This window comes from Paenibacillus barengoltzii G22, from assembly GCF_000403375.2.
In the GTDB taxonomy this organism is placed as follows: Bacteria; Bacillota; Bacilli; order Paenibacillales; family Paenibacillaceae; genus Fontibacillus; species Fontibacillus barengoltzii.
In genome coordinates, this window is the sequence record NZ_KE159652.1 from 190,010 (window position 1) to 216,948 (window position 26,939).

At 51.0% G+C, this 26,939-nt stretch carries 24 protein-coding genes; 20 read left to right on the forward strand and 4 right to left on the reverse strand.

Annotated features, from left to right (window positions below; all coding sequences use genetic code 11):
- Positions 1-152 precede the first annotated feature (152 nt).
- The 9 genes from C812_RS00945 to C812_RS00985 all read left to right on the forward strand — a co-directional run bounded on the left by C812_RS00945 (position 153) and on the right by C812_RS00985 (position 13,012).
- The gene (locus C812_RS00945; protein WP_016310833.1) at positions 153-1,400 is read left to right on the forward strand and encodes an ABC transporter substrate-binding protein; all 1,248 of its coding nucleotides are present in this window, start codon (positions 153-155) and stop codon (positions 1,398-1,400) included.
- Positions 1,401-1,549: 149 nt separating this feature from the next.
- On the forward strand, positions 1,550-2,425 hold the full coding sequence (locus C812_RS00950) for a carbohydrate ABC transporter permease (protein ID WP_309599158.1): 876 nt from the start codon (positions 1,550-1,552) through the stop codon (positions 2,423-2,425).
- 4 nt (positions 2,426-2,429) lie between these two features.
- The gene (locus C812_RS00955) at positions 2,430-3,254 is read left to right on the forward strand and encodes a carbohydrate ABC transporter permease (RefSeq protein ID WP_016310835.1); all 825 of its coding nucleotides are present in this window, start codon (positions 2,430-2,432) and stop codon (positions 3,252-3,254) included.
- Between the two features lie 24 nt (positions 3,255-3,278).
- Positions 3,279-5,354, forward strand: a complete 2,076-nt coding sequence (locus C812_RS00960) for an amylo-alpha-1,6-glucosidase (protein WP_016310836.1) — start codon at positions 3,279-3,281, stop codon at positions 5,352-5,354.
- A 153-nt stretch (positions 5,355-5,507) separates the two neighbouring features.
- Positions 5,508-7,136 carry an ABC-F family ATP-binding cassette domain-containing protein gene (locus tag C812_RS00965; protein ID WP_028539001.1) on the forward strand — a complete coding sequence of 543 codons (1,629 nt, stop codon included), beginning with the start codon at positions 5,508-5,510 and terminating at the stop codon, positions 7,134-7,136.
- Between the two features lie 89 nt (positions 7,137-7,225).
- Complete coding sequence (locus C812_RS00970; RefSeq protein ID WP_016310838.1) at positions 7,226-8,236, forward strand: LacI family DNA-binding transcriptional regulator; 1,011 nt, start codon at positions 7,226-7,228, stop codon at positions 8,234-8,236.
- A 147-nt stretch (positions 8,237-8,383) separates the two neighbouring features.
- Entirely contained in the window at positions 8,384-10,723 is a 2,340-nt protein-coding gene (locus C812_RS00975; protein WP_016310839.1) for a glycoside hydrolase family 65 protein, read from the forward strand.
- A 24-nt stretch (positions 10,724-10,747) separates the two neighbouring features.
- Complete coding sequence (locus tag C812_RS00980) at positions 10,748-12,046, forward strand: ABC transporter substrate-binding protein (RefSeq protein ID WP_016310840.1); 1,299 nt, start codon at positions 10,748-10,750, stop codon at positions 12,044-12,046.
- Between the two features lie 69 nt (positions 12,047-12,115).
- The gene (locus C812_RS00985; protein ID WP_016310841.1) at positions 12,116-13,012 is read left to right on the forward strand and encodes a carbohydrate ABC transporter permease; all 897 of its coding nucleotides are present in this window, start codon (positions 12,116-12,118) and stop codon (positions 13,010-13,012) included.
- 177 nt (positions 13,013-13,189) lie between these two features.
- Here C812_RS00985 and C812_RS00990 read toward each other — a convergent pair whose 3' ends face one another.
- On the reverse strand, positions 13,190-14,434 hold the full coding sequence (locus tag C812_RS00990; RefSeq protein WP_016310842.1) for an IS110 family RNA-guided transposase: 1,245 nt from the start codon (positions 14,432-14,434) through the stop codon (positions 13,190-13,192).
- A 405-nt stretch (positions 14,435-14,839) separates the two neighbouring features.
- Here C812_RS00990 and C812_RS00995 point away from each other — a divergent pair, with 405 nt between their 5' ends.
- Both C812_RS00995 and C812_RS01000 read left to right on the forward strand, forming a co-directional pair.
- Complete coding sequence (locus C812_RS00995; RefSeq protein ID WP_016310844.1) at positions 14,840-15,679, forward strand: carbohydrate ABC transporter permease; 840 nt, start codon at positions 14,840-14,842, stop codon at positions 15,677-15,679.
- Between the two features lie 30 nt (positions 15,680-15,709).
- On the forward strand, positions 15,710-17,920 hold the full coding sequence (locus C812_RS01000; protein WP_016310845.1) for an alpha-L-rhamnosidase-related protein: 2,211 nt from the start codon (positions 15,710-15,712) through the stop codon (positions 17,918-17,920).
- A gap of 77 nt (positions 17,921-17,997) precedes the next feature.
- On the opposite strand, the gene C812_RS01005 is transcribed toward C812_RS01000, so the two are convergent.
- A complete protein-coding gene (locus C812_RS01005) occupies positions 17,998-18,186 on the reverse strand; it encodes a hypothetical protein (protein ID WP_016310846.1) in 189 nt (62 codons plus the stop codon).
- A gap of 233 nt (positions 18,187-18,419) precedes the next feature.
- Here C812_RS01005 and C812_RS01010 point away from each other — a divergent pair, with 233 nt between their 5' ends.
- The 7 genes from C812_RS01010 (at position 18,420) to C812_RS01040 (ending at position 24,452) form a co-directional block, all read left to right on the forward strand.
- Positions 18,420-19,289, forward strand: coding sequence for a cation diffusion facilitator family transporter (locus tag C812_RS01010; RefSeq protein ID WP_016310847.1), 870 nt, complete (start codon positions 18,420-18,422; stop codon positions 19,287-19,289).
- Between the two features lie 472 nt (positions 19,290-19,761).
- A complete protein-coding gene (locus C812_RS01015) occupies positions 19,762-20,787 on the forward strand; it encodes an SH3 domain-containing C40 family peptidase (RefSeq protein ID WP_016310848.1) in 1,026 nt (341 codons plus the stop codon).
- 177 nt (positions 20,788-20,964) lie between these two features.
- Positions 20,965-21,468, forward strand: coding sequence for a DUF948 domain-containing protein (locus C812_RS01020; RefSeq protein ID WP_016310849.1), 504 nt, complete (start codon positions 20,965-20,967; stop codon positions 21,466-21,468).
- A gap of 180 nt (positions 21,469-21,648) precedes the next feature.
- Positions 21,649-22,803 (forward strand): PP2C family protein-serine/threonine phosphatase, encoded by a 1,155-nt coding sequence (locus C812_RS01025; protein WP_016310850.1) that lies wholly within the window; start codon positions 21,649-21,651, stop codon positions 22,801-22,803.
- A 72-nt stretch (positions 22,804-22,875) separates the two neighbouring features.
- Positions 22,876-23,214, forward strand: a complete 339-nt coding sequence (locus tag C812_RS01030) for an STAS domain-containing protein (protein WP_016310851.1) — start codon at positions 22,876-22,878, stop codon at positions 23,212-23,214.
- Between the two features lie 18 nt (positions 23,215-23,232).
- Positions 23,233-23,682: an anti-sigma B factor RsbW gene (gene rsbW, locus C812_RS01035; protein WP_016310852.1), complete on the forward strand. Its 450-nt coding sequence runs from the start codon at positions 23,233-23,235 to the stop codon at positions 23,680-23,682.
- Positions 23,679-24,452: a sigma-70 family RNA polymerase sigma factor gene (locus tag C812_RS01040; RefSeq protein ID WP_016310853.1), complete on the forward strand. Its 774-nt coding sequence runs from the start codon at positions 23,679-23,681 to the stop codon at positions 24,450-24,452. The genes rsbW and C812_RS01040 overlap by 4 nt, the downstream gene beginning before the upstream one ends.
- Positions 24,453-24,497: 45 nt before the next feature.
- Here the strand turns inward: C812_RS01040 and C812_RS01045 are convergent, their stop codons facing one another.
- Entirely contained in the window at positions 24,498-24,716 is a 219-nt protein-coding gene (locus C812_RS01045; RefSeq protein ID WP_016310854.1) for a hypothetical protein, read from the reverse strand.
- Positions 24,717-24,905: 189 nt separating this feature from the next.
- Here C812_RS01045 and C812_RS01050 point away from each other — a divergent pair, with 189 nt between their 5' ends.
- The gene (locus C812_RS01050) at positions 24,906-25,916 is read left to right on the forward strand and encodes an asparaginase (protein ID WP_016310855.1); all 1,011 of its coding nucleotides are present in this window, start codon (positions 24,906-24,908) and stop codon (positions 25,914-25,916) included.
- A 24-nt stretch (positions 25,917-25,940) separates the two neighbouring features.
- Here the strand turns inward: C812_RS01050 and C812_RS01055 are convergent, their stop codons facing one another.
- Positions 25,941-26,168: a DUF1128 family protein gene (locus C812_RS01055; protein WP_009226836.1), complete on the reverse strand. Its 228-nt coding sequence runs from the start codon at positions 26,166-26,168 to the stop codon at positions 25,941-25,943.
- A 134-nt stretch (positions 26,169-26,302) separates the two neighbouring features.
- On the opposite strand from C812_RS01055, the gene yyaC reads away from it, so the two are divergent.
- Positions 26,303-26,830, forward strand: coding sequence for a spore protease YyaC (gene yyaC / locus C812_RS01060; protein WP_016310856.1), 528 nt, complete (start codon positions 26,303-26,305; stop codon positions 26,828-26,830).
- Positions 26,831-26,939: the final 109 nt, after the last annotated feature.

The following is a 26,939-nucleotide window of genomic DNA, read 5'->3' on the forward strand; positions in this document are numbered from 1 at the left end:
ATTAAAAACTCATACCATCGCCTGACACAATCAACTCGAAATCGAGGCGAAAATCTAAAATTAATCAATATTTGATTAATTTTTTTTGTTTTTAGGGGTGTTTATGCTTAAGGAGCAAGAAAGATAGAAGTTATCAAAAGGGAGGCAACAACATGAAAGCTAGAAAAAGAACACTATCAGCTCTGCTGATTTTGTGTCTTGCCGCTGTCGTAGGCTTGACCGCTTGCGGAAGCAGCAAAACCGCTGATAATACAGAAGGAAGCGGGACTAAGTCAGGACAAAAAGTCACCGTGAACTTCGGCTTCTGGGGCACCGCCCAAGATTTGGCGATCTACCAAGACGCAGCCGATAAGATCAACACGGTTTACCCGGATATTGAATTGAAGATCAAGCAGTACCCAAGCAGTGAACAGTTCTGGAATACGTTGCCGGGTGAAATCGCCGCGGGCGTTGCACCGGACTTTATCAAGATGTCCAATGAAGGCGCGTATGAGTACATCAACAAAAATCTGTTTACCCCTATCGATGATCTGATTCAAAGCACGGGCATCGATATGAGCCGCTTCCCGGAATCCTCGAAGAACATTTGGAACGTGGACGGCAAAATGTACGGCATTCCGAATACAGACATGCCTGCGATGTTCCTGATCAATGAGAAGTTGTGGAAAGATGCGGGGCTTGGCGCTTACCCAACAACCTGGGATGAAGTGATTCAAGCAGCCAAGGTGCTGAATAAAGGCGATGTAAAAGGCATCATTGTGAACCTGGATGCTTTCCATATCACCAACTATGTGAAGAGCTTCGGCGGCGGTTGGGGCTATGGTAAAACGATCAACTCCCCAGAAAACGTCAAAGCGCTGGAACTGATCATTGATATGTATAAAGAAGGGATTGCGGTTACGCCGAAGTCCCTGGGCTTTGGTTGGGACGGCGAGGTATTCAGCAACCAGAAAGGTGCAATGAGCACCGGCGGTTATTGGTACAAGGGTTACCTGAAGGACGCAAATCCGGATCTCAAATATGTGGCTTTGCCGATTCCGAAAGGGACGACCAATGGCAGCACGATGAGCTCTGACGCTTATATCGTGCTGAAGGACGCCAAGAACAAAGAGGCAGCGCTGAAAGCGGCTTACTACATGACAAACGACGAAACGCAAAAAGCCTTTATGGAGTTGGGCTTTAACCCGGCATTAACTTCGCTGTCCGGCCAATACTTCGAGAAAAACCCGGAATTCAGCGCATTGAAGCCAGCGCTGGAATACAGCACGGACTTCGAATATCCAACAGATACGAAACGCTTTACCGATGCGCTTGTGCAAGAGCTGGAAGCCCTGATCCTTGGTGGATCCGGCAAGACGGCGCAGCAAATTCTTGACGATATTCAAAGTCAGTTTAACTAAGTTTCATTCGCTTATTGAATAGCAGCCGCTCTCTCCTGAACAGGCATGTTTCAGAGGGAGCGGTACCTTTTTTACTTCATCGACCAAAACGCAGAAAAGAGGTGCTACCCGTGAAAACCAGTAAAAATAGGCAATCCGTGTTTCGTTCCATGGCCGATTCGGATCTGACATTAGGCTGGTTGTTTACCCTGCCTTTTTTACTTTTATGGGCTTGGTGGTTTTTATACCCTTTCATTCAGTCTTTTGTCAGAAGCTTTCAGGATGCCAACTTTGCTTCGCTGGATCAAGCCAAGTTTATCGGATTAAGCAACTATGTGGAAATTCTTCATGACCGGGAGTTCTTTCGCGCCTTGCTTCATTCCCTGGAGATCGTGGTCGTTTCGATCCCGCTGCAGACGATTCTTGGATTATTCCTAGCCTTGCTTGTCAACCAGAAGCTGAAGGGCAAGGGCATCTTTCGGACGGTCTTCTTCCTGCCTTACATTACTTCGCAAATTGCGATTACGACCGTCTTCATGATGCTGTTTAAGCAAGGGACGTTCCTGACGAATTTCTTCGGTACGCTGGGATTCGGCAATGTCACCTGGTACGCCGATACGAAGTATGCGCTGCTGTTTGTGTGCATTCTGTTTATTTTTCAGCAAGCTGGGTTTACGATGATCGTCTATCTGTCCGGCCTGCAGGAAATTCCTAAAGATTTGTACGAAGCAAGCGAGATTGATGGCGCCTCAAAGTGGAATAAGTTCCGCTATATCACGGTGCCTTCGCTCAAGCCGGTGACGTTCTTTATCGTTTCGGTGTCTACGATTGCCGGATTTCAAATCTATGACCAAATCGCCGCCATTTCTCGGTACGGGTCGCTGGGGACGCCGGCTGGCGCCACGAGCACGGTCGTTACCTACTTCTATCAACACGGGATCCGTTACATGAACATCGGGTACGGCAGTGCAGCCGTTGTTCTGTTCTTTATCATTATTATGCTGATTACTTATCTGCAAAAAAAATTCTTGGACGGGAAGGAGTGAGAACATGAATAGTCGTAAGCGCATAGGTCGAACGCTCCTTTACCTTGGCATGATTATTTTAGGGCTTCTGTTTGCCGTCCCTTTTATTTATACGTTGTATTCTTCCGTAGTGCCGATGCGTTTTGTAAATACAATCACGTCACCGGCAAACTGGACGCTGGATAACTTCAAAATGTTTTTTACGAATGAAGCTTATAATGTTCCGCGCTGGTTTCTGAACACGATCATTATGACCGGCGTGGTCATTCTGGGGAATATGGTCATTAACCCGATGGCCGGTTTTGCCCTCGCCAAGCTGAAATTCCGGGGCAAATCGGTGATTTACTGGATTGTGGTTGCTACGATGATGGTGCCGTACCATATGATCTTGATCCCGGTTTACGTGAACATGGCACAACTGGGCTGGCTTAACACGTTCTGGGCTTTGACCGTCCCCTTCCTGTATCAAGGGCTGTATATTTTTATGCTGCGACAGTTCTTTATTTCGGTGCCTAACGAATTTTTGGAAGCAGCCCGGATTGACGGCTTGACGAAAATGGGTGCTTTCTGGAAGATTGTTTATCCGCTGGCTCGTTCGCCGCTGATTACGATGGCTATATTGGCATTTGCCGGAACCTGGAACAGTTATCTGATTCCAAGTACGCTGACAAATCAGCCGGATATGTACGTACTTGTCGTAGGTCTGAACAGTGTGAAGGATCAATTTTTCGAAAATACGTCGTTGATCATGGCAGGTGTCGTGCTAGCGACGCTGCCGATTATTCTCTTCTTCTTCCTGTTCCAGCGGCAGTATATCGAGGGCATTTCAAACGCTGGCATTAAAGGTTGATTATACAACTTAAGGAGGCTAATGATGGATTACCGCGTAATCAAAGAAGGGGAGCTGTTTATGCTCTCCGATTTGAACGGCGATATCGGCCGAGACAATGAACAGGGACATGGATTATACGCGCATGATACGCGTTTCTTAAGCCGCTTTGAGCTGGAGGTGGACGGCGCGAAACCTGTGCTTCTGTCCTCCGCAGGCGATAAAAGTTATGTGGCCAGCTTCCGGCTGATTAAGGAAGTCAAGGATGAAGGGGCGATTGAAGTTACGCGCGACCGCTTCATCTATAATGGCAGACTTTATGAACGGATTGCCTTCACGAATTATTTTCCGCGGGAGGTCGCCTTTGATGCGTCTGTTTCGTTCGATGCGGACTTTCAGGACATGTTCCTGGTTCGCAAATACCGCACGGGGGACGTTGGGAAGATGGAAGGAGTTGTCGCCCAGGATCAGGAGATAACGTACCGGTATCTTGGAGCGGACCAGGAAACCAGACAAACCCGGATCATCTGGGACGCTGAGGGCGGACAGGTGAATAACGGCGGGACGGTCACGTTCCCGTTGTCTTTGAAGATCCAGGAGACATGGTCAGTTACGTTTCAAGTTGTCCCGATGGCGGACAAGCTGCTTCCAACGAGCAAGCCGCTTCATTTTGATGAAGGGCTGCAACGGCTGGAGCAGTCTTACGAGGCATGGTATGCGGACAACACCCGTATCGCTTCCGATTCCCCGGTATTTAATGAATTGTACCGGCGCGGGGTGCAGGACTTGCGAATGTTAACGACGGATATCGGATATGGTGACACGACGGTTGCGGGGCTGCCTTGGTTTGCGGTTCCTTTTGGGCGGGACAGCCTGATCACCTCGCTCTTCATGCTCCCGATCAACCCGCGGCATGCCGTTGGGACACTAAGAACGTTGGCAGCATATCAGGGTGAGAAGGTTGACCCGTGGCGAGACGAACAGCCAGGGAAAATCATGCATGAGATCCGCTTTGGCGAGCTGGTCACCACTCAACAATCGCCGTTCTCTCCGTACTACGGCACGATTGATTCTACGCCGTTGTTCCTTGTGTTAATCGGCGAATATTACCGCTGGACCGGTGACCTCTCCTTGGTGGAGGAATTACGGCCGAACATTATGCGCGCTCTGGACTATATCGACGCATCCATGCGGTCGGGCTCCGGGTTTATGGCTTACAAGCAAGAAGCGGACAAAGGCTTCCCGAACCAGGGCTGGAAGGACTCCGCCAACTCGATTATGCACGAGAACGGTGCTTACGCGGATTCACCGATTGCGTTGGCTGAGGTGCAAGGGTATGTCTACCAGGCGAAGCATTCGCTGGCGCCGTTGTTCGAGTTGATGGGCGAACCGGAGACGGCCCGGCGGCTGGCAGCGGAAGCGGAAGAACTGCAAGCGCGGTTCGAGTCCGCTTACTGGATGGAGGACGAGCAATGCTACGCGATTGCGTTGGACAAAGATTTGCGCCAAGTCCGCAGCGTCAGCTCGAACCCGGGGCATCTGCTGATGAGCGGCATGCCTGAGGCTTCTCGCGCCAAGGCGCAGGCCGCGCGGATGATGAAGCCGGATATGTTTAACGGGTACGGTATTCGGACGATGAGTACAGAATCTACCGGCTATTACCCTATGAGTTATCATAACGGCAGCGTATGGCCGCATGACAATGCCATGATCTTGCTTGGCCTTGGCAAGCTTGGTCTTAAGCAGGAAGCGGAGCAAGTCATCTCGGGACTGCTGGATGCATCGGTACACTTCGAGTACCAGCGCTTGCCGGAGCTGTTCTGCGGGCATGACGCGGGGCTGGGGCATCCGGTTCCGTACCCGACGACTTGCTCGCCGCAAGCTTGGGCAGCCGGCACGTCGATCGTCTTCCTGCAGGCGATGCTGGGGTTGTACCCCGATGCGCTGCGCAGGGAAATCGCATTGTCGCCGTTCCTTGTGCAAGGCATGAACCAGCTGGAGGCGACGCATATCGCTATCGGCGGGGGGCACTTGTCGGTTCGCGTTACACGGAACGCAGACGGCAGCACCTTCTCCGTCGAAATTCTGGAGAACACCACAGGTTATACCGTGGTTGAATAAGCTCTCTTACCCCTGACCTTCCTTGGTGGAGGTTGGGGGTATTTTTATGCGCAAAGCTTGCAATATCCTGACAACGCTCAACTTAAGGGCTAATGTATGCTATAATATTGAGCCAGTAGTTCGATAAATGAAAAAAGGATGGTAATGCCTAACATGATCAGTACTAACGGTGTGACGCTCCGGTATGGAAAACGGACACTTTTCGAAGATGTAAATATAAAATTCACTCCCGGCAACTGCTACGGTTTGATCGGGGCGAACGGGGCGGGCAAGTCGACGTTCTTGAAAATTCTGTCCGGCGAGATCGAGCCTAACCAAGGCGAAGTGTTTATGACGCCGGGCGAGCGCTTGGCGGTCCTCAAGCAGAACCATTACGAATACGACGAGTTCCCCGTGCTGGAAACGGTGATTATGGGTCACGGCCGGTTGTATTCGATCATGAAGGAGAAGGATGCGCTGTACGCCAAACCCGACTTCTCCGAAGAGGACGGCTTGCGTGCAGGCGAACTGGAGGGCGAATTTGCTGAGCTGAACGGCTGGGAAGCCGAGTCGGACGCAGCGGCATTGCTGATTGGTCTTGGCATTCCACGTGAGCTGCACGATAAGAAGATGGCTGAGCTGAGCGGCAACGAGAAGGTGCGCGTGCTGTTGGCGCAAGCGCTGTTTGGCCGCCCGAATAACCTGCTCCTGGACGAACCAACTAACCACTTGGACCTTGAATCGATCCAGTGGCTGGAGAACTTCCTGATGGATTATGAAGGCACCGTTATCGTCGTATCCCATGACCGTCACTTCTTGAACAAGGTGTGTACGCATATCGCGGATATCGACTTCGGCAAAATCCAGCTGTATGTCGGCAACTACGACTTCTGGTACGAATCCAGCCAATTGGCGCTGCAAATGCAGCGGGACGCTAACAAGAAGAAGGAAGAGAAGATCAAGGAGCTGCAAGCCTTTATTCAACGCTTCTCGGCGAACGCCTCGAAATCGAAGCAAGCGACCTCGCGGAAGAAGCAGCTCGAGAAAATTACGCTGGAGGATATCCGTCCGTCCAACCGGAAATATCCGTTTCTTCACTTTAAGGCAGAGCGTGAAGCGGGCAAGCAGCTGCTGACCGTGGACGGACTGACCAAAACGATCGAAGGCGAAAAGGTCTTGGATAACGTCAGCTTCGTTGTAAACAAAGGCGATAAAATCGCCTTCGTTGGACCTAACAGCGTGCCGAAAACGACGCTGTTCCAAATCGTCATGGGTGAGCTGGAAGCTGACAGCGGGGAATACAGCTGGGGGATTACAACTTCGCAGGCCTACTTCCCGAAGGACAACTCCCGTTATTTCGATGGGGTGGATCTCAATCTGGTGGAATGGCTGCGCCAATATTCGCCGAAGGATCAGGACGAAACGTTCCTGCGCGGCTTCCTGGGACGGATGTTGTTCTCCGGCGAAGAAGCGCTGAAGAAAGCCAGCGTACTGTCCGGGGGGGAGAAGGTTCGTTGTATGCTGGCCAAAATGATGCTGAACGGCGCCAACGTGCTGCTGTTTGATGAGCCGACCAACCACCTGGATCTCGAATCGATTACGGCGCTCAACAACGGGTTGATCGACTTTGATGGCACGATTCTCTTCACGTCGCATGACCATCAGTTCATCCAAACGATTGCCAACCGCATCATTGAAATTACGCCAAACGGCATCATTGATCGCGTCATGACTTACGACGAATATCTTGAGAGCGAAGAGATTCAAAACCTGCGGAAATCGATGTATCCGGAAGAAGTATAAAGTTTCAAATAGGTAAATCATGAAGCCGCACGAGGACCTATGCTGGTCTTTTGTGCGGCTAAATAATACATGAAGTCGTGGTGAGGCAGATGGTATCGATAAAAGATGTTGCCAAGCGGGCTAACGTATCTATTGCCGCTGTGTCGAAGACGCTAAACGGTTATCCCGACGTCAGCGAGACGACGCGACAAAAGGTGATGCGGGCCGCGCAGGAATTGAACTATTTTCCCAATCGGTTAGCCAAAAACCTGAAGCATAAGGTCACGAAGACCATTGCACTGATCATCTCGAACTTTGAGCAAGCCAACGGCAAAGACGGTGTGCTGTTTCAGATCATGAGCGGGGTGTACGCTGCCGCTCAGCACTATCGCTATGAAGTGGTCATTTATACCCGCAGTTTGTCCGAACAGCAGGACAAGTCTTACTGGCAATTTTGTCAGGAAAATAAAATTGCCGGGGTTGTCATTGCAGGCCTCCGGACAACAGATCCCTATTTCGAGGAACTGGTGAACAGCGAATTGCCTTGTATGGTAGTCGATGCGGATGTCGTTGGGCCGAAGACCGGCTCTGTTTCGACGGACAACGTCAACGCGGCTAAGCGAGCGGTAGAATTTCTGATCAGCAAGGGCCATCGGCATATCGGGATGATTAACGGGCACAGCTTCGCGGCAGTTAGTATACAGCGGTTGCAAGGATATCGCCAAGCCTTGGAGACGGCGGGTTTGCCGTATGATCCTGACCGAGTGATCGACGCAGCTTTTAAGGAGGAAGAAGCCTATCACGCTGCCGAAGCGTATCTGCAGAACCATCCTGAGGTGACGGCGGTATTTGCTGCCAGCGATCTGATGGCGATCGGCTTTATGACCCGTTGCCGGGAATTGGGTGTTTCGATTCCAGAGCGACTATCGATTATGGGGTTTGACGACATCGTACTGTCCAGCTATACGACCCCTAAATTATCGACGGTCCGGCAGGATTTCGAGAAAATCGGATATTCGGCCTTTGAAGAGGTTGTGAAAATGCTTGAAAATCGAACCGAAGGATTTCATAAATTTCTTTCGTTTGAGGTTATTGACAGAGAGTCCGTGAAGGTGCAATAATGGGTTCGAAAACGTTTTCGATTTGCAATTGCTTTTTTATTTTACTCTGGTCGAAATCGTTTTCGAATTTTTTGTCCTTGATTCGAAAACGTTTTCGATTACGCTTTCAAACGACACAAATTTTGCAGCTTGGAGAGGAATGGACTTATGCTATGCTACAATCCCAAAACGACAGAGGAGCTGGACAACTGGGTATTCTCCGAGGTTCGCTTTGATCCGTTAGCCCTTGGGAAATGCGAAGCCATCATGTCGCTTGGAAATGGGTATATGGGGCTTCGATCGGCGACGGAAGAGTCTTATATCGGAGAGAAAAGAAATTTGTTTGTAAACGGAACGTTTAATAAGTTCGACGAGTTCGAGGTCAGCGAATTACCGAATGCAGCCGATCTAACCAAATTGGACATCCGGATTGATGGAAAGCCGTTGTCCCTAGAGACTGGCACTGTGACCGTATACGAGCGGAGATTAAACCTTCGCGATGCTGAGCTGGTTCGCTGTTTTGTATGGGAGCACGACGGCAAGAAAATCGGTTTTGTGTTCCGACGATTCGTCTCTCTGGACCATTTACATCAAATCGGGATGCGAGTGGAGATTCGCTTGCTGGCGGGAGGCGCGAATCTCTCCATCAGCTCGGGAATTGACGGACAGGTGACTAACAGCGGCAGCCAACATTTCCATGAGGGTGAGAAGCGCATTTATGACAAAACGTATCTTGAACTGATTCAGACGACGACGGAGTCGAAGATTGATTTTGTACTCGGGGCGGTTCATGAACTGAAGGTGAACGGTCGCAAGACCGAAGTTGCGCCGAAAATGGATATAGACCGCCGGCGGGTGGGCGTCACATACTCCCTCGATCTCGCGGAAGGGGACACGCTTGTTTGTGAGAAGCTGGCGACAGTATATACGAGCCGTGACAAGGAGTTTCCTGAAGGAACCACGTTGGAAACGATCCGGCAGACAGCTCTGAAGACGTTGAAGGAGATGCGCTTGACCGGCTATGACGAACTGTTCCGCCGGCATCGGGCTGCTTGGAGCACGGTGTGGGAGCGCTACAATTTCGAAATCAAATCGGAGAGCCGCTTCGATCTGCTGGCTCTGCGCTTTGCCATCTATCATCTGGTCGCGATGACACCGGCGCATGATCACCGAATGGGTATCGGAGCCAAGGGACTGAGCGGGGAAGGGTATAAAGGTCATTCCTTCTGGGATACTGAGATTTTTATCCTGCCGTTCTATATTTACTCCAATCCGGAGATTGCGCGCTCTCTGCTGGAGTACCGTTACTTGGGACTTGAAGGGGCAAGGGCTAAGGCGCGCCAAAACGGATATGCCGGGGCGATGTACCCGTGGGAGGCTGCTTGGCCAAGCGACGGCGAAGTGACGCCAGTGTGGGGAGCAGTAGATGTTGTTACCGGGGAGCAGACGAAGATTTGGTCCGGCTTTATCGAACAGCATATTACTTCCGATATCGCCTATGCAGTATGGCATTATTACCAGGCAACCGGAGACCGTGATTTTATGAACCGATGCGGGTTTGAGATGATTTTTGATACCGCAACATTCTGGGCAAGTCGGTTGGAGTGGAATGAGGCGAAACAACGCTATGAGATCAACGATGTGGTTGGCCCGGATGAATACAAGGAACATGTCGACAACAATGCCTTTACCAATTACATGGCTCATTTCAACATCGAATTGGCGAAGCAGTATTACTACATGTTACAGGAAGAAGACATGGAACTCTTCCAATGCTTGAACGCGAAGCTGAATTTGGAGCAGGCCATTTCTGAATGGGAGGCCAAGGCCGCACATCTTTACTTGCCACAGCCGAATCGCGAAGGGATCATCCCGCAGGATGACACGTATTTGCTCAAACAACAGATTGATCTTACACCATATAAACGTCAGGCCAGAGTGGGGAGTATTTTCGACGATTATAATCTTGATCAAGTCGGGGAAATGCAGGTATCGAAGCAGGCGGATGTGCTGATGCTGTTTTTCCTGCTCGAGGACCGTTTTCAGCCTGAAGTGAAAAAAGCCAATTATGATTACTACGAAGAAAAAACGCTGCATGATTCCTCGTTGTCGATGTCAACGCATTGCATACTGGCCAATGATCTTGGCGACTGCACGCTGGCGTATGAGCTGTTCCGCCGCGCTGCTGAAATTGATCTCGGTCCTTACATGCATTCTTCCGATGCCGGCGTTCATTCCGCTTCGCTTGGGGGCGTGTGGGAATGCGTGGTGATGGGATTTGCCGGCGTACGCATGCTGGGCGGCGAGCTTCATTTGAATCCCCGTTTGCCGAAGGAATGGGAGGAGTTGTCCTTCCCGATTTATTGGCAGGGACGGCGCCTCGAAATTGTCCTTGACCACAGCAATTTGTATATACGGATAGAGGAGCCGGGCGAGATGGAGTTGCTTGTGCATGGACAACGGATTCGGTTCAACCAAGAATTACAATATAGATATCAAACCTATTAAATCTATTCAGGGAGGTCCTAAACAATGAGAAAGAAAGGGTATACGACACTGGTATTGGTCATGATCGTCGCACTGGTGCTGTCGGCTTGCGGAGGTAATAAGGACAATGCCGCAGGCGGAAATTCAGGCGCATCTGGGGGGAAAGTCAATCTGACCTTCACCGTCTGGGGGGATGTGAACTCGGGAGCTAACGAGCAGCAACTGGCAGATGAATTTAACGCGGCACATTCGGATATTCAGGTAAAGTTTGAACCCATTCCCAGCGACGGCTACGGGACGAAGCTGACCACTTCACTAGCCGCTGGTCAGGCTCCTGACGTATTCCTGATTGGAGAAGGCGATTATTTCAAATACGTGGATAAAGGGGTCGTTGAACCACTCGACGAGTACTTGAAGAATGACAGCTCTTTTTCATTGGATATTTTTCAGAAGGATTTAATTGAAAATATGAATATTAACGGCAAGCAATATTATCTGCCGAAAGACTTCAATCCGCTGGCTCTGTGGTACAACAAGCGGATGTTCGACGAAGCGCAAATTCCGTATCCTACTGATGATTGGACTTGGGAAGATCTGATCGCCACCGCCCAGAAGCTGACGAAGAAAGAAGGCGGCAAATATACGCAGTTCGGCTTTAACGCTGGGAAATGGGAATATCCGATCTACACTTACCTTTGGGATCATGGAACGGATATCGCCAATGAAGACGGAACGCAAGCGGAAGGGTTCATGAACAACGAGAAAACGGTGGCTGCGCTGGAGAAATACGTGGCTTTGTCCAAAGGAGAGAACCGCGTGTCACCAACACCGCAGGATACGGAAACGATGGGCGGAGATGCATCCATGTTCATGACCGATAAGCTGGCTATGATGGTCACCGGGCGTTGGATTAAATCTGATTTGGATAAATCGGACGTTCAATACGGCTCCGCTTTGATTCCAAAAGGGCCAGACGGAACAAGAACCAGCATTATCGCCAGCGCCGGTTGGGCGATCAATGCGGCCAGCAAACATAAGCAAGAAGCTTATGAGCTGGTGAAGTGGTTGTCGGGAACAAACGCTCAAAAGCTCCGCGCCGAGAACAGCAAGGTGCTTCCAGCAACCGTGGCAGAATTGGAGCAGGTTAAAGCGACGGAAGTTGCTGACAAACCGGTCATTGAAATGATGAACTACGCGAAGAAGCCGGTGACAATGCGTTCGGCGCACGGCCCTATCTTTGTTGAGGAATTTTCGAAGGCGATGGAGAAGATGCTGTTGGATAAACAGGACGTCAAAGGCGCGCTGGATGAGGCAGCCAAAAATGTTGACAGCAAAATCAAATAAGAAATAAACACCCGGCGGGTGGAGCGTAAACAAGAGAAACGCTTCACCCGCCTCATCAAGGAGGTCGCCATGCGAAAATCAAATTCAGAATGGTCCGGGTATTTGTTTATCCTTCCCTGGCTGCTTGGACTTGTGCTGTTTACCGTTGGCCCTATGCTGTTCTCTTTGCTGCTGGCTTTCAGCAGATGGGACATTATCACCGGGGTTAAATCGATTGAATGGGTGGGTCTCGATAATTTTAAGGCGATCTTTCAGGACGAACTGTTTTTTCAGTCTTTGAAAGTCACTTTTGTTTTTGCGTTGATTTCCGTCCCTCTCTATCAAATTTTCTCGCTGTTTGCTGCCATGCTGCTCAACATGCGCACCCGGGGCATGAAGCTGTTCCGGCTCATCTATTTTATGCCCTCGGTAATTCCGGCGGTGGCGGTATCGATGATGTGGGTGATGATTTTTAATCCGGAATACGGTGTTTTGAACCGGGCGCTTGCTTTGGTAGGAATCCAGGGACCAGCTTGGCTGCAGGATCCTTCCTACGCGCTGGGAGCGCTGATCGTTATGGGCATTTGGGGGATCGGCAACACCATCATCATTTATTTGTCCGGTCTGCAGGGAGTTCCGGAAGAACTGTATGAAGCGGCCGAGTTGGACGGAGCGGGCCGTTTTCGTCGTTTCTTTAGCATTACGCTGCCGATGATTTCTCCGACGATCTTTTTCAATTTGATTATGGGGATTATCGGAGGATTCCAATATTTTACTCAAGCCTTTGTGATGACGAACGGCGGGCCGCTGAACTCAACCTTGTTCTACAACCTGTATTTGTATAACAAAGCGTTTCAGGATTACGAGATGGGTTACGCTTCAGCCTTGTCCTGGATTCTGTTTGTTATCATTCTCGTCTTTACGCTCCTCGTGATCCGCAGCTCTTCTATGTGGGTCTACTACCAAGGCGACGACGACAAGGATTAATTAAGATAAGTCCAGCGGTATGATGTCAAGCTGTTGATTTAATCGAATTGGAAATTTCCCGTGCCTGTTGAGCGCGGAGTCACGAAAAAAGGGCGCATCAAACCAAACCCAGCCAAAAACCATGTCAGATACCAGATTTTTACTGGGAATTCGTGAAGGACTAAGGCAAAGGAGGCGTTAATCCTTGGCGCTATTCACCTTCCTTCGAGGCGTGTAGAGTTGGCCGCTGCGTAGCAGCACATCGACCAGACGCACGAGTTTTCTTGCCGTTAAGACGAGGGCGCGTTTGTGTTGATTCTTGGGCACTTCGTGATACTTCTTCCGGTAATATTCACCGAATTCTTCATCGCGCATCCTAACCGAGTTGGCAGCTTCAACGAGGTAGTAGCGCAGGAATCGGTTGCCGGATTTGATGCGGGCGGTGTCCTCCGCCTCGAAGACGCCGGACTGGTGCCTGCGCCACGTCAGACCCGCGTACTTGGCGACGGCGGCTTGATCCTTGAACCGTTCAATATCGCCGAGTTCGCCGAGCAGACCGGCTGCATAGACTTTGCCGATGCCGGGCACTGACAGCAAGCACTGAGCGCCTTGAATGCCGTCGAGGACCCGCTCGATCGCTTTGTCGAGATCCTTGAGCTGCTTCTGGATGCTGCGGATGGATTCGATGGAGGTGCCGAGCACCAGGTCAATCGAATCCTCCACGACCTTGGACAGCCGATAGGAGGCGCGGGCAGCTTGCTGAATGCAGCGGGCGACCCGCTCGGGATCGGGGAAACGATTGCGTCCCTTGTCCCGCAGATAGTCGGCCAGATCGGCCACGTCCATCTCGGCGATGTCATCGAGGCTGAACTTCTCGGAGAGCATCTCCATGAGCGCATGGCCAAACACGGAGCTGTCGACCTCGGTTGTAAACGCATTGCACTTGTAGAACAGGTTCTGCAAGAAGTACTGCTTCTCGCGAGCCAAGTTATGGACCAAGTGGAAACGCATGCGCGTGAGGCGTTGAAGGGCGACATACTGCTCCTGCATGACGATGGTGGTCGTCAGGCGGCCGAAGCGCAGGCGATCCGCAATGACCCAGGCGTCGAGCCGGTCGGTCTTGTCCATATCCGCATAGGCTTCTCTGAACTTGCTGATGAGCTTGGGGTTCAAGGTGAACACCTTGGCCTTGCGCTCTCGAAGCGCTGGATCCTGATGCAGGTACATGGCAGGGTGCCAGCTGTAGACGGAAGTGGCTTCCAAGCCGATGTGAATCTCGGTGACGGCCAACTTGTCCGCTGCAGCGACGATTTGGTCACGCAAGTGCGAGGCGCCATTCAAATTGTTTTTGACGGTGAGTGTCTCAAGCTTGTCACCGTCAGCGTTCATGAAACACGCTTCGAGCTCTTGCGAGCTCACGTCAATACCGACAAAAAGCTTCAAGTGAAATTCCTCCTTTCGCTAGGGATTCAGGGAATGGACGCTCCGGGATGCCTCCGGCGCACGCGCAGATCTATCACCCTCGCGTATGAGGACACACTTCGGGCCATGAGCTGCCCCGGATCTGCTAAAACCGGGCATGGGATGCCGAAGGGAACAGCCAGCGGGTAAGAAGCTCAGACGCGTACCGGAGAAACAGACTTAAGGAGTAGACGATGCTACTGGAGGCAGAAGGATTTCCCCGAATGGACCCTACGTTCCATTGTCCAGAGGCATACCGGAAAGTCCAGTCCCTGATAGAATTTTCAAAGAACAAGCTGAAAATTTGGAGGCTGTTTTCCATCCCCCGGGGGGATGGAAATGAACCTAAAAGAGCTTTTTAAAGATACTATACGAGGAGGCATCACGATGAACCTTGCGACCAAGAGATTCAGCCCAGCTCAAATCCTTAGCCTGTTGATCCTTATAGCTGGAGCTGCGGTCGTGCTCGTGCCGCTGCTGTGGACTTTTTTTACATCCCTGAAGACGCCGGCGGAAGTGTTTAAGGATAACTTCTTACCGGAGAAGTGGCTATGGAGCAACTATTCCGATGCCGTTCAGGCGATTCCGTTTTTTAATTTTTTGCTGAATACGCTGACGATTTTAGTGCCAGTTCTGATTGGAACGGTTTTTTCCTCTGCACTGTGTGCTTACGGCTTTGCCAGATTTCGTTTTAAGGGAAAAAAGACGCTGTTCCTGGTGCTGCTCGCGACGATGATGCTGCCTTCCCAAGTCACGATGATTCCGATGTTCATCATGTTTAAGGAAGCAGGCTGGGTGGATACGTTTCTGCCTTTGATTGTGCCCGCCTTTTTCGGCGGAGGTGCCTTTAACATCTTCCTGATTCGTCAATTTATTCGGGGCATCCCGCGGGATCTGGACGAGTCGGCATTTGTGGATGGAGCCAACCGGCTGCAGATCTTTATTCGAATCATTCTCCCTTTATCGATGCCGCCGTTGATTGCCGTGTCCATTTTTACCTTTATGGGGGTTTGGAACGATTTCCAAGGTCCGCTGATTTATTTGAATTCCAATGAGAAATATACCCTGGCACTGGGGCTTTCCATGTTCAAAGGGTTGTACAACGTGGAGTGGAATATGCTGATGGCAGCCACAATTCTTGTGATGCTGCCGGCTCTGATCGTATTCTTTGCTGTCCAGAAGTATTTCATCGAAGGGATCTCCATCTCTTCGGCCGTTAAGGGCTAAGCGAATCTACTAACAATGAGGAGAATGTTCATGACCGGACGAAGCAGCAAACATCCGTTTAACTTATATTACAACGCCGGGGAATATATCAAAATTTGCGGGGCGCAGGACGGGACTTTTCCCGATTTCGGGCATCATGTCGCCAATGAAATGGGAGGTGTATGGCTGCATCCAATTAAGCTGCTCGACGGCTTCTGGCTGAAGGTAACCGATTTGGATCGGGGGATTTCCGTTTGGACTCGGGCGGATACGTTTACGAACGAGCCTTGGGGAAGCCGATTCGAGTATGACCATGGACTCAGTCATATTCCAGTGTCCATCGAGCGGATTCAATTTGCGCCGGAGCGGGAAAAAGGCTTTATCGCCAAATACCGAGTGCAGGCTTACGAAGGAGAAACCGTGCGGCTAGGATTGGAATTACTCGCCCGGACAGACCTACGCCCGGTGTGGTTCTCGGAACATATGGGGATTGTTGATGGCGAACGGGACGAACCAATGGAAACAGCGGATTGCGAGGTACTGGTAAAGGATTCGGCACATCCATGGTTCGTACAGATTGGTACGGACTTGCCGGAGCCCCATATAGAAACGGGAACGTCGTTATATGGGCCTGAGTTCACTGCCGGAGCGGGTTGCGGCGTTGCGTTTCGGGCGCAGATCGAGTTAGCCGGCCAGGAGACGTTTGAATTTCGGCTGTTTGCTGCAGGATCGTATGCCTCGGAAGCGGAATGCACCCAAACCTATGAGCGATTGACCTTGCGGCACGAAGCACTTCTGGCGGAAAAAAAGGCGGCTTATCGAGAGATCGAGGCGCGAGCGCGCTTAGAAATTGCCGGAGAGACGCTGTTGAACGAAGCGTTTGCCTGGGCGAAATGGAACAATCAATGGCTAGTGCAAACCGTAGATCAACTGGGACGAGGTCTGACAGCCGGGGGGCCCACTTACCCGTGGTGGTTCGGCTGTGACAGTACGTATGCTTTGCAAGGCGTGCTTGCGATCGGAGACGCCCAGCTGGCGATCGACACGCTGGAGCTGCTGCGAAGCAAATCGGAAGAAGTCAACGGCAACGGTAGAATCGTCCACGAGATCACGACGATGGGGGCGGTTGCGAATCCGGGGAATACTCAAGAGACGGCACATTACATCGCATTTGTATGGGATTTATTTGAGTGGACCGGCGACGAAGAGTTATTGCGTCGCCATTACGAATACTGCGTGAAGGGCATTGATTGGCTCCTGGAAGAAATGGACGGTGACGGGGACTTATTCCCTTCCGGTTACGGCATTATTGAGATCGCAGGGCTCAACATGGAACTGATCGACAGCGCAGTTTATACGGCGAAAGCACTTCAGGCCATGGCCGCGATGAGCGAGCAGCTTGGTGAATCTGCGAATGCCGTCAAATACTGCGAGCTGGCGAAACGGGCGGTAGCTGCCTTGAATCAGGCGTACTGGTGTGAAGATGAAGGGCTGTACGGTGATGCGATTGCCCCTCGTGAAGCGGTTGAGGCCAAGGCAGATGTGATGATCTCCCTTGCCCGCAAGCAAGGAATCGCCGAGTATGAGGAATATATTAGGAGTTTGCTGCAACGAACGACCGGTCATGTAAGTGACCAGGCATGGCTATTAAACAAGAACTGGGTCATCGTTACCCCCATGGAGGCGGGGATCGCGGATCCGGACAAAGCAGCTAGAGCGCTTGCGACGATGCGGTCGGAGGAGTTTATCGGTCCATACGGAACGTATCTATCAGGGATTTACAAGCAAGGGACGATGACGATTTCAACGGGGGTCCACGCTGTGGCTGAAGTGGCTAACGGCCATCCAGACGAAGCGCTGGAGCTGCTGCGTCGCTTGCTGCGCACCTTCTCCGTGGCTTTGCCCGGGTCTTTCACGGAAATGTCTCCAGACTACGGCTGTGTTGTACAGGCTTGGACCCTTTACGCGCTGGCGGTCCCGTTGATCCGTCACTTCTTTGGCGTCCGTCCACAGGCACACCGGCGTTTGCTACATTTGAAGCCGCAGCTTCCTAGCGCATGGCACGATAAGGAGTGCAAACTGGAAGGTCTGCGCATTGCGGACGCAAGCTTTGACCTGTGGATCCAACCGGCGAAGGAAGGCGAGGGCCATCTCGTTACGGTACGAAATGAGCAAAGATGGACCGTGGCGTTGGAGCTAAACGGTGAGTGTAGGGAAAGCGACGCGGCTTGGATTCAGTGGGAAATTACACGGAGGAACTAACTGTATCTGACTCTATCAGAACTTAGAAGAGGCCCATGCGATTGCGGCATGGGCCTCTTACTGCACCTCTTACGTTCTTACGAGCCGCCCGTCCGGCGGCGCTGGTTGTTCGGTTTCTTATTATTTTGGCTCTTCAGTGTTTTGGTTTGAAAACTGTCTTTCAATCCCGGTTTGTTGCCGTTTTGCTGCTGCTGCTTTTTCTGTTGCAGTTTTTGGCGCATCGCTTCGGCCAAATCGATTTTACGTGGTTCTTCATTTTCCGTCACGCTGATCATCTCCTTGACATTGGAAAGGGGGTGTCCCTATTTTATACGTTTTTAAATGCGCGTACAACGGGAATAATGATGAAGGCTTGCTTTTCCCGGGGGCAACACTGTTTCTCTAGACTTACACGGGGTTGATTTGCTACGATGATAAAACGCTTTTGATGTTTTGTTTTGAACTGAGAGCTTGAAGAAGTAGGTTATTGGCTTCGGGGAGAAGTCTGGAGGTGCGGGACTTGGATATTTACGACGATATACGCAAAGGGGAACGCGGAGCTTGGGTAAGCATTGCCGCTTATTTACTGCTGTCCGCTTTCAAATTAATCAGCGGGTTTGTGTTTGATTCAAGCGCGCTGCTTGCCGACGGGTTTAACAACCTTACGGATATCGTGGCTTCGGTGGCAGTGCTGATCGGACTTAGAATCTCACAGAAGCCGCCGGACTCCGACCATGCTTACGGTCATTTTCGTGCGGAGACGATCGCTGCATTAGTCGCTTCTTTTATTATGGCGATGGTTGGTATTCAAGTCATCATAGGTGCGGTCCGGTCATTGATCGAAGGTGTGCATAGCGAGCCAGACATTCTGTCGGCTCTGATCGCTATCGTGTGTGCTCTGGCGATGGGCGGAGTCTATGCTTACAACCGCAGGCTGGCGAAGCAGATTAACAATCAGGCGCTCATGGCGGCGGCCAAGGATAATTTGTCGGATGCGCTGGTGAGTGTGGGCGCAGCAGTTGGGATTATCGGGGCTCAATTCGGGCTGCCTTGGCTGGACGTAGTTGCTGCGATTGCGGTAGGTTTGCTTATTTGTAAAACCGCTTGGGATATTTTCCGCCAATCGACGCATAATCTGACCGATGGATTTGATGAAAAGGAACTGGGCGACCTGCGCAGCACTATTGCCCGAACTCAAGGCGTGGAAGGAATTAAAGACTTGAAGGCCCGGGTTCACGGGAATCACGTGCTGGTCGATGTCGTCATTGAGGTAGATCCGCAATTGACGGTGATCGAAAGTCATAAGATCAGTGACCGGGTTGAGGAACGGATGAGAAAGAAGCAAAACGTTATGCATGTTCACGTTCATGTTGAGCCTAAAGAAAGATAGGACTCGATTTTGGACGGGAAGTCATAAGGATGATTGAAGAATTAGGATGAAGGTGAAATCAAGCCCGAATGGACAGGCCTAAGGTAACATTTACCAAGCCTGCCGTTCGGGCTTTTTTGGCGAAAAAGCGGGCATTTGTCCCTAAAAAATAGGCCGATTGGTTAAATTGGAATTAATATGTAATTTATGCGGTTACAAATGAAATCGGGTACTTTCGTTGCAGAAATCCGGTGCTATTGCACGGGAAGGGCTGCTATAGGTTACATTCGTCCAGTTTTTATAGGTCGATTGCCTCTAATTCCGATAGGTAAAATCTAGGGCCATTGTCTTTGAAAGCGCTTTTCTATAAAGTGATCTTCGACCGATTTAGACTGATTTCGACAATCGCTATAATGGGTGCAAGAACTAGAGAAAGGAGATTTTGGAACAAGACGAACACCAAGAACTTACACTAGGAGGCAGGATAACACCCATGAAAATGAAACGAAGCGTAGCCATCACATTGTTGAGTGCCATTCTTCTCTCTACTTATACAGCCGTCCCTCATCAGGCATCCGCCGCAACTGCAACTTCACAATCGATCACCAAAGGCCATATTGTCGGCGGTGTCAATTTCCGTGACAAACCTTCCACATCGGGGAAAGTGATTGGATTTCTGAAAAAAGGCTCCGAAGTCACCGTATTGGATCAAAGCAATAAATATTTCTATCTCGTACAAACCGAAGATGGGAGCACCGGTTACGTTAGTTCGAACGAAAAATACATTCAACTGGAAACTGTAAACACCGCTCCTTCCCAACCTTCGCTCAATTTGCCTGCAACGGTGACCTACGGCGTCAATCTGCGTGATCAACCGTCCACCTCGGGCAACGTTATTACAATGCTTCGCAAAGGGACGACGCTAACGATTCTCGAGCAAAGCAATGAGTATTTCTATAAAGTACAGACGGCAGACGGGATGAAAGGTTACGTTAGTACGAATGATAAATATTTGGAAATTGGAGGACAATCTAGCACACCGCAGCCAACGCCTACTCCCGCTCCTTCCACTGGGATCAGCCAGCAGATCGAGCAAGTCATTCAGGCCGGTATGAAATACCTCGGCACTCCGTACGAGTACGGCTCCAGCCGCAACAATACGGATACATTTGACTGCTCTGATTTCGTTAGACAAGCCTATAAGGATGCTTTGGGCATCACGCTCCCTGCGGATTCCCGTAAACAAGGGGATTACATAAAGAGCAATGGAACAGCCGTATACAGCATCGATCAATTGAAGCGCGGTGATTTGGTCTTCTTCATGAGCTACAAAGGCTCTTCGGCCAAGTCTTACCAAGGAATCGACAAGCAAAGCCAACGGATTACCCACGTTGCGATCTATCTTGGCGACGGTCAGCTCTTGCACACCTATTCTAATGAAGCTGGCGGAGTGATTGTCGACAAGCTTGACGGCTCCTGGGTTTACCGCTTTATGTTTGGTGGCAGCGTCCTGAAATAAATCAAATCATGCCGTTTGGCCCCGTTCTTGAGTAAGGAAGTGGCCAAGCGGTTTTTTCATTTTTACGTCGAAAGAAGTAATCTTATTTCACGGTTCTACGCACACTTCCGTCCATTTTCGTGTATAGTTAAGGAAAGAATGGGTGAACGCCCAAGGACGGAAAGCGAGGAAACAGGTATGATTTGGGAGATCAGCGTGGCGGTGGCTGCAGCGGCCTTTGTGGTGCTTGTCGTTTATTTGGTCAAGACGCTGAAAGCGGCGGAACATTCGCTGAAGACGACCACCGAAACATTGAAGGACGTACAAAAAACGATTGATGAGCTCGGCAACGACGTCCGGCAGATCGTCCGGCAAGCGAATGAACTGACCGGCGACATTCAGCACAAAATGAAGCAGATCGACCCGCTGATGGAATCGGTTAAGCATGCGGGGGAAGTGCTAAGTGAAGTGACATTGGCAACAAAGCAGGTTTCGGCAGCCCTTGCCCGTCGAATCGCCAGCCGTCCGCTGTTGGCCAAGCGCAAAGCTCCGGCATCTCCGGCCCCGGCAACTTCTGTACCTTCAGTCCAGCCGCTGCAAGCGGAAGGAGAACAACCGGAGCAGGAAACGAATCGTAAATCGGCGAATTGGGTCAAATGGGTGGATCTCGCCGCTGATGTCTGGCAGAAGTATCGGAGTTAAGCGGACGTGAAGCGGCCATTCCATTTGCCGCTTCAACCAAAGATGGACTGGGTAATGTACTATGTTACTCAAGCCTTGCCCGCATTGTGAATCGAGAAGGAACGGGAAAGCGCCCCGTTCCTTCTTTTTTCACTATGATTCGTATAGCACTTCTAAGTCTCATTGGATAAGGAGATTATGATGCGAATATTGATCGTTGACGACAATCCGACAAATACCATGATCATACGTGAGATTTTAAAGAAGGAAAATTATCGCAACACGGTCACCGTCACTTCGGCCCGGGACATGTTCGAGCGGCTTGGTGTCAAAGATTTGGATTTGATTGACGAAAGCGGACCATCCGATGTGGATTTGATCCTGCTGGATATGATGATGCCGGAGATGGACGGGATTCAGGCTTGTCGGATCTTGCAGCGCTCCGAACATCTGAAGGAGATTCCCGTTATCGTAGTTACAGCCGTTGGGGATTCCCACAAGCTGGCGGAAGCGTTGGATGCCGGAGCTGTAGATTATGTAACGAAACCGATCAACAAGGTGGAGCTGATGGCGCGAATTCGTCTGGCACTGCGGCTGAAGCTGGAGAAGGACTGGCATCGGAACCGGGATCAGCGCATCCAGGAGGAATTGAAGCTTGCGTCGCTTGTTCAGAACGCGGTCCTTAGCGCCCCGATCCATGATTCGGAGTTCGAAATCGATGCCCTATACAAGCCTTCTTATGAGTTGGCCGGAGATTTGTACTCCTGGTATTCGCTTGGTGAGGGGAAGTATGCAGTGATCCTGCTGGATATGATGGGGCATGGCATTTCTTCTTCCCTCTTCTGTATGTTCATCTCCTCTGTTCTCAAAGATACCGTGTTTACCTATGTGGAACCGAAGCTGGTCATTGAGGAGCTAAACCGCCGCTTTATCCAGCTGCATATTGAAAGCAAATTGATTCAATATTATTTCACCGCCATCTATCTTGTGGTGGATACCCGGCGCAAAGTGATCGAATACGTGAATGCCGGACATCCGCCAGCCCTCCTCTACACGGATAAGAAGCAACCCGTTCGTTTTGATCAAGTGGGGCCTCCCGTAGGCTTGTTTGATGGAATCGAAACCTATCCGCAGGTTCTACATTACGAAGGGCCCGGTCATCTCGTTCTCTACACCGACGGGTTGATAGATGGGCAGGAGAATTCCATAGAGGCACGGCAGGCATGGCTGGAGGAGCAGTTGAAGACCTGCAGCCATCACTTCGACCGCGAGGCGATGAGTCGGTTGTTCTTCCAAGATGCCGCTCCGCTGAACCGAGAAGATGATAGATGTCTGGTTTGGATCTCGTTCAAATAACCCTCCTTGATTCAGTCATGGACAAGCTGGGTTATGTTGTATTAAGAAAACCTATTCCAGGGAGAGTATTTCATGAATACAAGAAAAAGTTTGAAATTTTCCACCACAACCCAACGAGAAAACGGAGTTTGTACCGTATCGCTGCGAGGTGAGTTGGATTTGTCTGCAGCGCCGGATTTCCGGAAGGTGATGGATCCGCTGGTTGGCATCGATGACGCGGATTTAGTCCTGAATCTGAAGGAGTTGAAATACATCGACAGCACCGGAATCGGAATTTTTCTGTCCATCTTAAAAGCGAGGCATGGGATGAGCTCGAAGTTTTACGTACAGGAAGTACCGGACCATATCCGGAAGCTGTTTGAAATGACGGGGATTGCTAAGTTTTTCGCGGAGCAGGAGAACTCCCAATAAGGAAAGGATCGAGTCTTAATGATAGAAGAAACAGAGAGAATTGTCATCAGCCTACCGGCTACGGCAGAATACGTGGATATTGTTAGGCTGAATCTGTACGGTATTGCTTCCAAGATGGGATTTTCGTACGAGGAAATTGAAGACATGAAAGTGGCGGTATCCGAAGCTTGCAACAATACGGTGTTGTATGCGTACAAGCAGGATGCCGGCAAAATGGAGATCACGTTTGAGATCTTAACGGATGCTTTGTCTATTACGGTCAAAGATGAAGGGGAGAGCTTTGAGCCGTGGCGACAGGCTGGAGGCGTGACTCTACACGAAAAAGAGTTGAGCGAGGCCCCGATTGGCGGATTAGGTTTCTATCTGATGCAGGCGCTCATGGACGACGTCCGCGTGGAAACGCAATCCGGAAAAGGCACAAGGGTGACGATGGTCCGCCGACTCCAGAGGAGTGAAGAGAAGGTATGACCGATCGTGCGGCTCCCCAAGCTTCTTTGCACGAATCTACCCGCCTCATTCAACTGTACCAGCAAACCAGAGACAATGAGATCGCCACGCAGTTAATCTGGAAATACGATTCGATGGTCAAAATGGCCGCCGCGAAAATTGCTCGAAATCGACCGGATTTGTACGAAGACCTCTACCAGGTGGGCGAAATGGCATTAGTGCGTTTGCTGCAGCAGTATGATAGCGAGCTGGGCATTCCGTTTGAACCGTATGCGATGAAGAGCATGATCGGGCATATGAAAAATTATTTGCGCGACAAGTCTTGGTATATTCAAGTGCCGCGGAGAATTAAAGAAAAGGGAGCGCTGGTTCAGCAGGCGATTGATGAGCTGACGCTGAAGCTGGAGCGATCTCCCAATGTACAGGAGATCGCGGAGGTTCTGGAGCTCTCGGTGGAAGAAACGGTTGAGGTACTGGCCGGACGGGATTGTTATCATTACGTGTCCCTGGATTCGCCCTTATCACCGGACGAAAGCGCCGTAACGCTGGGTGAAATGATCAGTGCGGATGCGGACGACTACGATGCGCTTGAGAACCGCATGGATTTGCAACAAGCGCTGGGACAATTAAAGGCGCAGGAACAGCAGGTTCTGCTGATGGCCTATCAGGAAGGGCAATCCCAAAGGTCCATTGCCCGGAAGCTGGGGATCTCTCAGATGAGCGTATCCCGCATTCAGAAGCGGGCGACCGAACGCCTAAAGCAAATCATGAATCATATGAACACCACATAAAGCGTTGCCTTGGGGATATGGGGGCAACGCTTTTTTTGCTTATATTTATTGTCCGGGATCGGGCAGTAAGCCGTCCTTCTTATCTTCTCGGTTGGTTTGCATAGCTTCCATATCTTCTCCCAGCTGAATGAGATCCTCCATGTCATTCACCATGGAGCCGTTCTCCGCTTCGTCGATGTCTTTATGCTCAGGATACTCGCCGGCTTGGGCAGCCCGGATTTGCCTCGTGACATACTGCTCCTGCAGGTCCTCGGGTTGGGTCAATGGATGTTGCCTCCTTTGTTCTCTTATGAAACCGTAAATAGTTTGCACAAACGCCCTTATCGTATACCTGGCGCTCTCTTGCTTCTTGCTAGATGGCTCTATAGCCAGCGGGCTTCCAAAGTACTATACTGTGTAGGAATGGAGCAAAATGTGTGCAGGGAATGGATCAGGTTAAGGAGAGAACAAGAGATGAACTATAACGAAGCTTTGCTGGTGAATGAATATCGCGGGGGGCTGCTGGAATGCGCTCACTATGGTCATATTTGTATTGTTGATGAACGAGGAAACATTGTGGGGCGAGCGGGTAATCCCCAAGCCACCGTATTTACTCGCTCTGCGGCCAAGCCGATCCAGGCGATTCCAGGGATCCGTGCCGGAATTAAGGAGGCTTACGGGCTAACTGACGAGGAGATTGCCATTATGGCCGCTTCACACCGAGCTGAGGAGATCCATGTCGAGACGCTGAATCGAATTTTGGAGAAGACGGGGCTGACCGAAGAACGGCTCATTTGCGCTCCCAGCCTGCCGCTGGATCGGGTTGCCAAGGAACAGCTGCTTCGACAAGGCGGGACGTATCGCCGAATCTACCATAATTGTTCGGGTAAACATTTAGGCGTTCTGGCTTATTGCAAAATGAAAGGATACCCGTTGGAAAGCTATAATCATCCGGAGCATCCGGCTCAGAAGGAAATCTTGACGACGCTGGCGGGCTTGGCAGGGCTTACGGAAGCGCAGATTACTCTGGGTACAGATGGCTGCGGTTTTCCTGTGTTCGCCCTTCCGTTATCCGCTTTGGCTTCCGCCTATTTGAAGCTGGCATGTCCGGATTTGATCGAGGATGCGGCTACCGCTGAGGCAGTCAGAGTGATTACTAACGCCATGAACCGTCAACCCTTGCTGGTTGCTGGCACCGGGCGGGTGGATTCGATCCTGCTGGACGATCCGAATATCGTGGCCAAAGGCGGTTTTAAAGGGGTTTATGCGTTTGCTTTGCGCCGTGAGCGCGTGGGGATCACGTTTAAAATTCAGGACGGTTCCGAGGAAGAGTGGGGAATGATCGCTTTATCCGTACTGGAGCAGCTCGGATACGAAAACGAAGGAACGCTGCAGAAGCTCCGCGAGGCGTTCCCGTCTTCGATCAAGAACGATGAGGGCTGGGAAGTAGGGAAAGCCGAAACCGTGTTCCAGCTGGAACGCTAACTGTGATTCAGAGCCGCTTACCGGTTAGGCTTTGTTCCGCAGTCTTCCCAGTTCTTGAGCCAGCGCTTCCACTTCGGAGATGCTGAGCCGCTCTTTGCTCATGACGATGTCATAAACATCGCGGATATCATCATATTGGTTAACGTGGAATGCGGACGCCGACATCGCTGCTGCGGAAGCCATTTTCAGCTTGCTTTTGATCGCTTCGATCATGAACTCAATATTTTCCTTGCTCTTGATGGACAGATCCATAAGTTTTCATCCTTCCGATTTATGGGTTATTAGCTATTGTACCACGAGGGAAGCGGTTCATGAAATTTTGCGGCCTGGCGTCCGAATGAGTTACAATCAGGTTACGAAATACCGGGAGGGAGCGTGTCTAGGTCATGCAGGAACAGAAGGAATGGCCGGCAGCGGGAGTAAACCGGAGGAAGCTGAACGGCAGGGAGCTGGCGGCTTTTTTTGCAGACATTCGTGCCCGGCATCTTCGTGAGGACGTTACATTTCTGTGCATCGGTACGGACCGGTCGACGGGAGACGCACTGGGGCCGTTGGTGGGAACGAAGCTGACCGAGCTGGGATTTGAGCACGTCATCGGAACACTCCGCGAGCCGTGTGACGCAACCAATCTGGAGAGGCGCATGTCCGAAATTCCCGAAGGGCGCGTGATCATCGCCATCGATGCCTGCCTGGGGATGGCCGATTCCGTAGGGACGTACCTCGTGTCCAGCCAGCCGCTGCAACCGGCCCAGTCCGTCGGAGCCAGCTTGCCTGAGGTCGGGCATTACAGCATCGCTGCAGTCGTGAACGTCAACGGTCCCAAGCCCTATTGGACGCTGCAGATGACCTCGCTTTACAAGGTCATGCAAATGGCCGATGAAATCGCGGATGCTGCGGCATCGGCGTTCCGGTGAGAAGGTTGGATGAAGCGAGGGACAGAGCAGCGGAGCGTACGTTTGGGGTACGTGAGCAGCGGAAGGCCCGGCTGAGTTCAAGATTCGATGTCGAACACGCTTCAAGGTT

Coding starts and splice junctions, on each gene's coding strand:
- C812_RS00945 (WP_016310833.1), top strand. CDS start 153: ATGAAAGCTAGAAAAAGAACACTATCAGCTCTGCTGATTTTGTGTCTT.
- C812_RS00950 (WP_309599158.1), top strand. CDS start 1,550: ATGGCCGATTCGGATCTGACATTAGGCTGGTTGTTTACCCTGCCTTTT.
- C812_RS00955 (WP_016310835.1), top strand. CDS start 2,430: ATGAATAGTCGTAAGCGCATAGGTCGAACGCTCCTTTACCTTGGCATG.
- C812_RS00960 (WP_016310836.1), top strand. CDS start 3,279: ATGGATTACCGCGTAATCAAAGAAGGGGAGCTGTTTATGCTCTCCGAT.
- C812_RS00965 (WP_028539001.1), top strand. CDS start 5,508: ATGATCAGTACTAACGGTGTGACGCTCCGGTATGGAAAACGGACACTT.
- C812_RS00970 (WP_016310838.1), top strand. CDS start 7,226: ATGGTATCGATAAAAGATGTTGCCAAGCGGGCTAACGTATCTATTGCC.
- C812_RS00975 (WP_016310839.1), top strand. CDS start 8,384: ATGCTATGCTACAATCCCAAAACGACAGAGGAGCTGGACAACTGGGTA.
- C812_RS00980 (WP_016310840.1), top strand. CDS start 10,748: ATGAGAAAGAAAGGGTATACGACACTGGTATTGGTCATGATCGTCGCA.
- C812_RS00985 (WP_016310841.1), top strand. CDS start 12,116: ATGCGAAAATCAAATTCAGAATGGTCCGGGTATTTGTTTATCCTTCCC.
- C812_RS00995 (WP_016310844.1), top strand. CDS start 14,840: ATGAACCTTGCGACCAAGAGATTCAGCCCAGCTCAAATCCTTAGCCTG.
- C812_RS01000 (WP_016310845.1), top strand. CDS start 15,710: ATGACCGGACGAAGCAGCAAACATCCGTTTAACTTATATTACAACGCC.
- C812_RS01015 (WP_016310848.1), top strand. CDS start 19,762: ATGAAAATGAAACGAAGCGTAGCCATCACATTGTTGAGTGCCATTCTT.
- C812_RS01020 (WP_016310849.1), top strand. CDS start 20,965: ATGATTTGGGAGATCAGCGTGGCGGTGGCTGCAGCGGCCTTTGTGGTG.
- C812_RS01025 (WP_016310850.1), top strand. CDS start 21,649: ATGCGAATATTGATCGTTGACGACAATCCGACAAATACCATGATCATA.
- C812_RS01030 (WP_016310851.1), top strand. CDS start 22,876: ATGAATACAAGAAAAAGTTTGAAATTTTCCACCACAACCCAACGAGAA.
- rsbW (WP_016310852.1), top strand. CDS start 23,233: ATGATAGAAGAAACAGAGAGAATTGTCATCAGCCTACCGGCTACGGCA.
- C812_RS01040 (WP_016310853.1), top strand. CDS start 23,679: ATGACCGATCGTGCGGCTCCCCAAGCTTCTTTGCACGAATCTACCCGC.
- C812_RS01050 (WP_016310855.1), top strand. CDS start 24,906: ATGAACTATAACGAAGCTTTGCTGGTGAATGAATATCGCGGGGGGCTG.
- C812_RS01055 (WP_009226836.1), bottom strand. CDS start 26,168: ATGGATCTGTCCATCAAGAGCAAGGAAAATATTGAGTTCATGATCGAA.
- yyaC (WP_016310856.1), top strand. CDS start 26,303: ATGCAGGAACAGAAGGAATGGCCGGCAGCGGGAGTAAACCGGAGGAAG.